Origin of the sequence: Nonomuraea composti, from assembly GCF_012034275.1 — a bacterium.
Taxonomy (GTDB): Bacteria; Actinomycetota; Actinomycetes; order Streptosporangiales; family Streptosporangiaceae; genus Nonomuraea; species Nonomuraea composti.
In genome coordinates, this window is sequence record NZ_JAATEP010000110.1 from 1 (window position 1) to 10,588 (window position 10,588).

At 71.8% G+C, this 10,588-nt stretch carries 7 protein-coding genes; 5 read left to right on the top strand and 2 right to left on the bottom strand.

Translation table 11 applies throughout. The features are described from left to right. The 5 genes from HCN51_RS56865 to HCN51_RS56885 all read left to right on the top strand — a co-directional run. Positions 1-296, top strand: a 296-nt coding sequence (locus HCN51_RS56865; RefSeq protein ID WP_168022093.1) for a UTRA domain-containing protein, incomplete at its 5' end; no start/stop codon positions are given. A gap of 203 nt (positions 297-499) precedes the next feature. Next, a complete protein-coding gene (locus HCN51_RS56870; protein WP_168022094.1) occupies positions 500-1,102 on the top strand; it encodes a GNAT family N-acetyltransferase in 603 nt (200 codons plus the stop codon). 210 nt (positions 1,103-1,312) lie between these two features. Further along, on the top strand, positions 1,313-4,228 hold the full coding sequence (locus tag HCN51_RS56875; RefSeq protein ID WP_168022095.1) for a peroxidase family protein: 2,916 nt from the start codon (positions 1,313-1,315) through the stop codon (positions 4,226-4,228). Positions 4,229-4,241: 13 nt separating this feature from the next. Then, complete coding sequence (locus tag HCN51_RS56880) at positions 4,242-5,630, top strand: hypothetical protein (protein WP_168022096.1); 1,389 nt, start codon at positions 4,242-4,244, stop codon at positions 5,628-5,630. Further along, entirely contained in the window at positions 5,627-7,354 is a 1,728-nt protein-coding gene (locus tag HCN51_RS56885) for a thiamine pyrophosphate-dependent enzyme (protein ID WP_168022097.1), read from the top strand. Before HCN51_RS56880 ends, HCN51_RS56885 begins: the two co-directional genes overlap by 4 nt. On the opposite strand, the gene HCN51_RS56890 is transcribed toward HCN51_RS56885, so the two are convergent. Together HCN51_RS56890 and HCN51_RS56895 are read right to left on the bottom strand one after the other, a co-directional pair. Continuing rightward, a complete protein-coding gene (locus HCN51_RS56890; protein ID WP_206069094.1) occupies positions 7,341-8,384 on the bottom strand; it encodes an endonuclease/exonuclease/phosphatase family protein in 1,044 nt (347 codons plus the stop codon). The genes HCN51_RS56885 and HCN51_RS56890 overlap by 14 nt on opposite strands. Next, on the bottom strand, positions 8,381-10,399 hold the full coding sequence (locus HCN51_RS56895; RefSeq protein ID WP_346434186.1) for a trypsin-like serine peptidase: 2,019 nt from the start codon (positions 10,397-10,399) through the stop codon (positions 8,381-8,383). The genes HCN51_RS56890 and HCN51_RS56895 overlap by 4 nt, the downstream gene beginning before the upstream one ends. Positions 10,400-10,588 lie beyond the last annotated feature (189 nt).

Sequence of the window (10,588 nt, forward strand, 5' to 3'; positions counted from 1 at the left end):
CCTACTTCCCCCGCGATCTGGTTGCCGACTCCGAGATCGCCAGGCCCGGAGACATCGCGCGAGGGGCGAACCGGGTGCTGGAAGAGCTGGGCCATGCGCAGGTCCGTGTCGTGGACGACATCTGGGCGCGCATGCCCAACCAGGAGGAGGCCGAACGCCTCCAACTCGAGCTCGGTACGCCAGTCATGGTGTACGTGCGAGTGGGGTACGACGGGGCAGACATGCCTGTGCGTGTCGCCGTGTCGGTTTTGCCAGCCGACAAACATCTGATCAGATACGAGCTCGATCGCCGCTGACGAGCTCGTGGGTGAAGGGGTGATCCCGCCGGCCGGGCGCAGCGAGAAATAGCCGCCTCGCTGGCCTAGGGGAGTCGTGCATACTCCCCTAAATCGCCATTTATCCATATATATCGGGTTGAGGCCCCATTTCGCCCCTACGCGACATTGCGTCATCACGCTGCGCGCAGGCGCGAACACCCAACGCAACGAAGGGTACTACTATGCACACAAACACCCTGCTTCACCCGCTCTCCCTCCGCAGAGCGGAACCCGCGGACCTTCCCGGCGTCCTCACGCTGCTCGCCGACACCGCCGAGTGGCTGCACGCGCAGGGAGTGCGGCAATGGCCCCGCGGCGGCTTCGGCCCCGAGCGGATCAAGCCGCTCATCGAGGAGCGGGTGCTGTTCCTGCTGGACGACGAGCTCAGGTACCTCGACCCGGACGAGGCGGCCCCGCCGGTGGCCACCATCGCCCTGGACGACCACGCGGACCCCGAGTTCTGGACCCCCGCCGACGACCCGGGGGCGGCGCTCTACATCCACAAGCTGGCCGTCGCCCGCCCCTGGTCGGGCTCCGGCCTCGGGGACGCGCTGCTCGACTGGGCCTGCGCGTCGGCCTACTCGGCGGGCCTGCCCTGGCTGCGCCTCGACTGCGCCAAGGCCAACCCGCGGCTGCAGGGCTACTACCGTGACCGCGGCTTCCGCCACGTACGCACGGTGGACCTGCCGCACCGGTCGTCGGGGGCGCTCTTCCAGCGTCCGTCGGAGGACGTGCCGATCACGGTCTTCCGCGACCTCACGGTCGCCGAGCTGATCAGCGCGTGACCTGGTGGGGGCCCGGCCTTCGGGCCGGGCCCGCCGCCCGTGCGGCGGGGAGAAGCCGCCGGGCCGCGATGTCGCGAATGACCAGGGAAGATAGCCATTTTCCCAAGAATGGGCAGCGCTGGGGGAAAGGGGCGCGTCGCCCCGACGAGTGGGGGAATAGCGCACGGAGATCCCGCCCAGCGCGGTGGCCGCACTCTCGGGGGAAGTCACATGGCCAAGCAGCAGGAACGTGTCGTCCGCGAGCGGCCGGCGGCGCGCGAACGCCCCACGTCCGAGCGGTACGAGCGGTACGTCGGGGGTTCGCCCGAGGCGGAGCGGGTGATCCTCCAGCGGCTCGCCGACGACCTCATGCGCGTCCAGTTGAAGATCAAGGAGCGCGGCGGCGCGTCCGGGATCGACCGGACCTTCCACGCGAAGGCGATCCTCGGGGTCGAGAACGCCACGCTGAGATTCCACGACTCCCTGCCTCAGGAGCTGCGGGCCGGGTTCGCGCAGCCCGGCGCCGAATACCCGGTCATCGTCCGGCTGTCGAACGCGAGCGGTGCCCGCCGGCCCGACCCCGCCCCGGACCTGAGGGGCGCGGCCCTGCGGATCCAGGCCGGGGACGGGGAGGCGCACGACCTCCTCATGACCAACCATCCGGTCTCCCACGCCGCGAACGCCCGCGAGTTCGTGGTGTTCGCGCGGGTCATGGCCGGCGCGGACACCACCGTGCGCCGGGCCGTGGCGCTGTACGTCAAGCTGCCGCGGGCCCTGGGCTGGGCCACCGCCGCCCGCATGCGGCGCAACGTGCTCGCCGGAGCCCGCCGCGAGGTACGCAGCCTCGCCCTGGAGACGTACTGGAGCCGCAGCGCCATCCTCTGGGGCGAGGCCGGCCCGGTCCGCTACCGCCTCAGGCCGGCCGCGGTGTCGCCGGCGGTGCCCGCTCCGCCGCCCTGGGACGCCGACTACCTCTCGCACGAGCTGGCGACCCGGCTGGCCAGGCAGGACGTCGTCTTCGAGCTGTGCGTGCAGCGTTACGAGGACGCCCGGCTCACGCCCATCGAGAACGGCGCCGCCGACTGGCCCGACGCCGACGTGCCCGTCGTCCCCGTGGCCACGCTGACGATCCCGCGCCAGGACCTCGGCACCGCGGCCGCGCGCGCCGCCGCGGCCCGCATCGACCAGCTCGCCTTCGACCCGTGGAACACCACCGACGCCTTCCGGCCCCTCGGCAACCTGAACCGCGCCCGCAAGGCCGCCTACGAGGCGAGCAGCGCCCATCGCCGCGGGCGCCGCTTCGTCACGCCGACGCCGAGACGCAACGTCGTCGTGGGCGCCCTGCTGCGCGGCGCGTTCGGCGCCCTCAACCGGTTCGTCCCCTGGCACCGGCTGCCGACCTGGATCGGCCTGCTGAACGTCGCGACCATCCGGCAGGTGCTGCGCCGCGAGAACCTGTTCGACACCGAGGTGCGGCAGGCCCCGCCCCGGCCCCATCCGGTGCCCCCGGCCCTCGACGAGAGCCTGCTCGTCAGGCGCACCTACGACGGCACCTACAACGACCTGTCCGACCCCGCCATGGGCGCGCTCGGCGCGACCTTCGGCCGCAACCTGCGGCCCGTCCACCGGCCGGACCTGTTCGACGAGCCGAACCCGGTCGTCGTCAGCAGGGAGCTGCTCCACCGCGACAGCTTCATCCCGGCACGGTCGCTCAACGTGATCGCCGCCGCCTGGATCCAGTTCCAGGTGCACGACTGGGTGGACCACAAGCGCTGCCCGGCCGGGGCCGGCAGCGTCGAGGTGCCGCTCCCGTACGGCATGACGTGGACCAACACCCCGGGAGGCGCGCCGGAGCGCGTGATGCGCTTCGCCGACAACGAGGACCTGCGCCCGGCCGGCGGGACGGGGCCGCCCATCCTGTCGGCCAACGCGGCCTCCCACTGGTGGGACGGCTCGGAGGTCTACGGCGGGGACGAGAGCGTCGCGAAGTCCCTGCGCGAGCCGGACGGCGACGCGTCGCTGCGCCTGGAGAACGGGCACCTGGTGCCGGGGCCGGACGGCATCCCGATCACCGGGTTCCGCGACAACTGGTGGCTGGGGCTCAGCGTCATGCACACGCTCTTCGCCCGCGAGCACAACGCCGTGTGCCGCGCCCTGCGCGAGGAGTATCCCGGCATGGACGAGGAGTCCGTGTACCACACGGCCAGGCTCGTGGTCTCCGCCCTCATCGCGAAGATCCACACCGTGGAGTGGACCCCCGCCATCCTCGCCACCGAGCTGATCGACATCGGCCTGAAGGCCAACTGGCAGGGGCCGCCGGAGAGCTGGCTGACCCATCTCGGGCTGTGGCTGGCCGACGCGCACGCGCTCACCGGCATTCCGCGGACGTTGCCCGACCATCACGGCACGCCCTACTCGCTCACCGAGGACTTCGTCACCGTCTACCGCATGCACCCGCTGATCCCGGACGACTACGAGCTCGCCGACCACCGGACCGGGCGGCGGCTGGAGAGCCTCGGCTTCCACGACCTCCAGGGCGCGGCCACCGAGCCGGTCATGCGCCGCACCGGCCTGGCCAACGCGCTGTACTCGCTCGGCATCGCCCACCCCGGAGCGATCACGCTGCGCAACTTCCCGCGCGCGCTGCAGGCGTTCGAGCGGGAGGGCGAGATCATCGACCTGTCCGTGGTCGACCTGGTCCGCACGCGCCGCCGCGCCGTGCCGCGCTACAACGACTTCCGCGCCGGCCTGCACCGGCCCCGCCTGCGCCGCTTCGAGGACCTCACCACCGACCCCGACTGCCTGGCGCGGCTGCGGGACGTCTACCGCTCGGTCGACGACATCGACACGATGGTCGGGCTCTTCGCGGAGAACCCGCCCGAGCGCTTCGGCTTCAGCGACACGGCGTTCCGCATCTTCATCCTCATGGCCAGCCGCCGGCTGCAGAGCGACCGCTTCCTCACCGTCGACTTCCGGCCCGAGATCTACACCCCGCTGGGGATGGACTGGGTCGCCCGCAACGGCATGACGAGCGTCATCCTGCGGCACTGCCCCGGGCTGGCGGCGGTGCTGCCCAGAACCACCAGCGCCTTCGCGCCGTGGCGCCCGACCAGGCCGGAGGCGAACACCGGCACCACGCACGACTGAAAGCGAGCCCGTCATGGACGTCAAGCCGGCCACCAGGCAGGAAGGGCTGGAAGCGCTCCTGGCCCGGCCGCTGCTGGAGACCATCTGGAAACGCCGGACGCACCGCGTCAGCCGCGGCGCGTCCGTGCCGGCCGGCTCGATGAGCTACCGGTCGCCGCATCCGCCGATGCCGCTGACGGAGCTGGAGGAGGCGCTGCTCATCGCGCTCACCGGCTGCTCCGGCCTGACCATGCCGGACCGGCCGTTCGAGGATCCGCGGGACGGGGACCCGATCATGGCCAAGCCCAACCTCACGATGGCCGGCCGGACGGCGGGCAGCCCCGACAACGCCCAGGGCACCCACTTCTTCATGATCAACGACACCGGCACGTACTACCTGAGGAAGCTCCCGCCCGCCGCCGGCCTGCCCTTCACCGCCGAAGCGCTGATCGAGCGGGCCCGCCAGGCCAAGGTGCGGGTGCTCAGCCACCGGCTCGACGTGGCCGAGGGGCGGCGGGACTTCCCCGCCTACCTCGACGCGAACCGCTTCTTGTCGAACCTCCCCGGCAGCACGATCTTCCTGCCCGTGGTGGACCTCTCCCACCAGTACATCAACTGCCTGATGTTCCTGCTCACCCAGCCGGAGGGGGCCAGGCCGACGTTCGTCGACGACCGCAACCTCTACCGGCCGGCGGGCGTCGCCAAATGGGTCAAGAACGGGTTCCTCAACCCGGACGTCAAGGTGCCGCTCGGCGCCATGGGCACGATGCGCGTCCAGATCGAGGCGGACCTGCTCATGCAGAACCTGATGCTGACCGCCGACGCGATGGGGCTCGGCGCCTGGATCCACGGCACGATCCATCCGCAGATCATGCTGGGCGACCCGAAGTTCTCCCGCGCCTACGGCAGGATGCTCGGCTTCGACTTCGTCACGCCGCGCTTCCGCCTCGCCGACGTCCTGCGCTGGCACGTGCCGCTGCCCAGGTACGCCACGCTGCGCTCCCACCCCGTGGGCCTGCGGGTGAACGGGGAGCAGCTCATCAGGGCCGCCTGCCCGCCCAACTTCCCGTCGATGCAGGCGGCCGTGGACCACGTCGTACGGGCCAAGTTCGGCCCCGGCGGCATCTACACCGACGAGGCGACGTTCGCCCGCATCTACAAGGGCGACTACGGGCGGCGTTACCTGGCCGAGGCGAGCGCGTACGAGCAGGAGGTGATCGACTGCGCGCGGGACGTCTGCGTCTACATCCACGAGACGCACGGCCGCTTCCCCGCCCACGCGGACGCCATCCACGTGCCCGGCATCTGGCTGCAGACCCATCACGTCGAGACCGAGTACTACGAGCGTTTTTTCGCGGACGGGACGACCGACGCCCATCGGCGGCATGCCGCACGCTGGCACGGGGAGAGGGCACGTCCGTGAAGGTCTACGAGGCCATCGTCGCCGGGCTGGAGGACGTCGGCGTCGAGGCCGCCTTCGGGGGAGCGGGGGAGAACGCCGCGGGCCTGATGCTGGCGCTGAAGCACTCGCGGCGGATCCGGCCGATCATCACCCGCCACGAGCAGGCGGCGTCGTTCATGGCGTGCGGCTACGCGATGTTCAGCGGGAAGCTGGGCTTCTGCTTCGCCACGGCCGGGCCCGGCGCGTTCAACCTGTTCTCGGGCCTGGCCATGGCGATGTCCGACTCCTACCCGGTCCTGGCGGTCTCGGGCTACGCGCCCAGGAAGTGGCAGGGCTGGGGCTCGCTGAACGAGACCTCGGGCCTCGGCGGGACACCCGACTCCCGGGCCATGTTCGCCGCCACGACCAAGAAGTCCTTCCTGCTGGAATCCGCCGAGGACACCTTCGACGTGCTCGAAGAGGCCGTCAACCGCGCCTTCGAGGGGCGGCCGGGCCCCGTGCACATCCACGTCCCCCTGGACCTGACCGAGCGCGGCGTCGAGGTCGGGAACAGGCGGCCCGTCCGGCTCGACGTCGCGCCCGTCCCGCCCGACCCGGCCCGCGTAGAGGAGATCGCGTCGGTGCTCGCGGACGCTCTCGCGCGGCGCCGGCGGATCGTCGTGCTCGCCGGGTTCGGCGCCGTCCGCAGCGGCGCCGGCCCGCAGATCAAGCGGCTGGTCGAACGGTTCCAGATCCCGCTGCTGACCACGCTCGACGGCAAGGGCATCGTGTCGGAGACCCATCCGCTCGCGCTGGGAGTCTTCTCCGACAGCGGGCACGCGAGCGCCTGGAAGGCGTTCAGGGAGGCCGACGTCGTCCTGTGCGTCGGGAACTCGCTGAACCAGCACGCCACCTTCGGCTACCGCGAGGACCTGTTCGACGGCAAGCTGCTCATCCACGTCAACATCTGCGAGAACGAGTTCCGCAAGGCGTACCCGCCCGACCACGCGCTGCTGTCGGACGCGCGCCCGGCGGTCGCCGCGCTGGTCGAGGCGCTGGAGCGGAAGGTCGGCGACGTACCGGCCGCCGGCGTGACCGGCAAGGACTACGAGAGCAGGCACATCACCCACCTGACCGGCCGGATCCATCCGGGCGAGCTCGCGCAGGCGATCGGCCGGCTCCTGCCGGCGGGCGCCGTCCTCCTGGCCGACGCGGGCGCCCACCTGGCGTGGCTCGGCTACTACGTGGAGGTCGAGGAGGGCCAGAACTTCCGCAAGGCCGGCTCGTTCGGGCCGATGGCCGGGCACGTCAACGGCGCGATCGGGGTGAAGGTCGCCCACCCGGACCGGACGGTCGTGGTCGGCTGCGGCGACGGATGCTACGCGCTGTCCGGCTTCGAGCTGATGACCGCCGTCGAGCACGACATCCCGGTCATCTGGGTCATCTTCGACGACCAGGAGTTCAAGCTGATCAAGCTCTACCAGCTCGCGGCGTACCGGGAGAGCGGCCTGGTCGAGTTCCGCAACCCCGACTTCGCCGCCTACGCGAGGGCCTGCGGGGCCGACGGGTACCGGGTGGAGACGATCGAGGAGTTCGAGAGCGCCTTCCGCTCGGCACTCGGCTCGGGCCGCCCCACGGTGATCGACGCCAGGATCACGCGGTGGGCGGTCCCGCACTACAGCCCCTCACCGTACGGGGTGATCGCCGGGCTGGTGGAGGCCGTCGAGGAGCGCCTGCGCGGCCGGGACGGCGTCACGCGGGAGTGAGCAGCACGCTGACCGGACGGTGGTCGGTGGCGCGCCGGTCCCGGGCGGAGCCGTCGCCGTCGAGCTGGGCCGCCCACGCGTCGTGCTCGACGCGCCCCGACCCCGGCACCTTCGTCAGCGGCGCGCCGCCGTGCGTCATGGCGGGCGACAGGAGGATGTGATCGAGCAGCACGTGCCGGTTCGGCTCCTTGGTGACGAAGTCGTCGAACACGGCGCTGAAGCGCCGCTCCTCCTCGACGTCGGCCTGCGCGTGGCCGAACAGCCGCTCCGGCTGGTACGGCGAGCCGACCAGGATGTCGGTGACGTTGTGCGCGAGGTAGAACTCCTCGAAGTAGTCCTGGCCGGGGCCGTCGTTCAGGTCGCCCAGCACGATGATCGCCGCTTCCGGCTCGGTCGCCAGGCGCCGCTCCATGGCCCGGCGGATGCGCATGGCCTCGTTGGCGATCCGCCGCCGGTTGCGCAGCGCGGCCCGGACGAACTCCAGGCGCCGCGCCGGATCCTGCCACAACTGGCGCCCCCGGTTGATGAAGTTGGACTTCAGGTGCGCGACCACCACTCCCAGCCGGCCGCCGTCCACGTCGGCCCCGCAGCACAGCGGGTTCCTGGTGAAGGCGTACTCGTTGAGCGTCCCGTCACCGTCCACGTCGGCCAGCCACGGGTCGATGAACGGCCCCGCCTCCGACGAGGGCGTCAGGGACAGCGCGACCCGGCCGGGTTTGAACAGCAGGGCGAGCTTCTGGCTCCCGCCGGAGTCGCCGAGCACGAAGTCGTAGGCCGGGTGGCCGTTCTCGGACAGGTACTCGTCGATGAACAGCTTCAGCTCGGCCGGGCGGCTCGGCGCCTCGACCAGCGCGACGATGTCGGCGTCGAGCGCCGAGATCAGCCCCGCCAGGCGGCCGGCGGCCTGCGCGGTGACGCCGTGCTCGCCGTCCTTGGAGAACGTCGGCACGAAGGCCGCCGTCTCGGCGTCGGCGGTGAACCAGTCGTTCATCCACTCGCCGTTGACCGTCGCTACCTTGAGATTCGTCATGGCGTCGCGCCTCCGTACGCCGCCGCCCCGGCGCCCGCCACCGGGGCCGCGGCGTGCAGCGCGGCCCCGATCGGCTGGGCCACCTCGGGGTGGGCGAGGTATTCGTCGATGTCGTGGGCCTGGCCCACCGGGTTGGCGACGGCGACCTCTTCGGGGCCGTCCGTCCAGCGGTCGCCGAGCGGGCAGCCGAGGGCGACCGGGTCGATGGGGCACCAGGCGTTGAACCAGCGCGTCACCCGGCCGGGCCGGCGGGGCCCGCCGGTGAGCAGGCGCCGGTGCACGCCGTCGAGACCGAGCGGGCTGCCGGCGGTGACGAGCAGCTCCACCTCCACCGCCGGGTCCAGCCGGGTGAGCAGGTCCATGGCCACCACGGTGCCGAGGCTGTGGCTGACCAGCACCAGTCGGCCGGTCCGCGGCATCTCCCCGAGCACGCAGCCGAGGACGGCCTCGCGCACCTCCTGGTCGTCGAGGTAGGCGGCGACGTCCGCGAAGACGGCGGCGATGAACAGGCGATCGAGGTCTGTGGTGTCGGCCAGCCAGTTCAGCCCGCGCCGCACGGAGTCGCCCAGCCCTTCGGCGCTGCCCGGGCCCGCCCCCGGCAGGCCGGCCCGCCCCGCCGCCTCGACGATCAGCTGCTCGTACAGCCGCCGGGTGGAGCCGGGAGCCGGCGCCACCGCCTCGACGGCCCCGCGCGGCGGGTGAGGCAGGGCCTCCACCGGCCGCATGGCCTGGAGCAGCCGGTGCGCGTAGTAGGGGAAGCAGACGTCGGCCGGCTCGATCGTGGGCAGCCCCGCCCGGGTGAGCCCGCCGTTCAGCCCGGCGGCCCAGTTCCGGCGCAGCACCTCGGGGACGCCCTCCTCCTGGCCGCGGCCGTGCAGGAAGACCACGTGCCTGGACCCGCCGAACGCGCCGGGCGCGGCGGGCAGGCCCGCGCGCGGGGTCGTGGCGAGCGTGCCCGGCTCGGCGGCCGGCCGCTCGTCCATCGGAGGGGCGGGTGGCGGGACGGTGACGGCCCCGAGCCCGGACTCCGGCCCCATCTCCGTCAGATAGGCGCGCCGGGCCTCGTCGAGGGGCAGGGCGGCCAGGTGCTTGAGGATGACGCTGATCCGCACGCCCTCGTTGGAGACCCAGTCGACGGCGTCGTCGCCGTCTCCCTCGCGCCACGGCTGCCCGTCGCGGCGCAGGATGCGTCCCTGGTCGTCCGTCCTGGGCACGCCGCTGTGGTGCAGGGCCGTGACCTCCCACTGGTCGTTGTAGACCGGGGAGCCGGAGTTCCCCGGCTCGGTGTCGGTCTGGTAGTGGAGGAACTCGTCGAGGCGCGCCTCCAGCCGGTTCTCCCGGATGGAGATCTCCTTCAGCCGGCCGCTGGGATGGCCGATGATGTTGACCGGCTCGCCGATGACCAGCTTGCCCGTCTGGACGCTGAGCCGGTTCCAGCCGAACGTGTCGCCGGCCTGGCGGCCGTCTGCGTCGGGGCGGACGAGCACGAGGGCGAAGTCGAGCGTGCTGTCGGCGGCGAAGAACACCTCGGGAGCCAGGACGAACCGCCGCGAGACGTCAGGCGTGTTGTCCACGGTGACCTGGGCGTCGAACTCCACGATCACCGAAGCGGCCGCCGTGGCGTCGGGCAGCACGTGATGGTTGGTGAGCAGCAGCCTGGGCGAGACCAGGAAGCCGGTGCCGATCGGGATCTCGCGGCCGTTCTCGGCGACGCAGATCCGGGCGACCGTCCGCGCGGCCCGCGCGCCACGGGGCAGGAAGCTCCACGACTGCAGGTCCTTGGCCACCCCGAGGATGCGCTCGTACATCTGGGGCTGGTCGAGGGCGTCGGTCCTGGTCGCCTCCAGCGCCGCCTCGACGGGGAGCCCGTTGCGCTGGATGAGGCGGGCGGTCCGGGCGGCCAGCATCTCCGGGGAGTCGGGGAAGGCCTCGCCCCGCTCGCGCCTGCGCCACGCCTCGTCGCGTTCGGAGCCGCTCCAGCGGTACCGCTCGGCGGCGGCCCTCGTCTGCCGCACCCTGCTCTCACTGACTTCCGTTGATATTTCCATCATCGCCGGCCATTCCCATGTGACGCAGGACTCTCCTTTCGAATGTGTGCGTCGCTTTCCGCCGCCGTCCAGCTGCCCGGCAGGTAATTGACCGCTTGTTGCCGCATTTTTCGGTGGTTAAAAATATCGTGGGAATGGCTTATTCGTTCCTTTCTG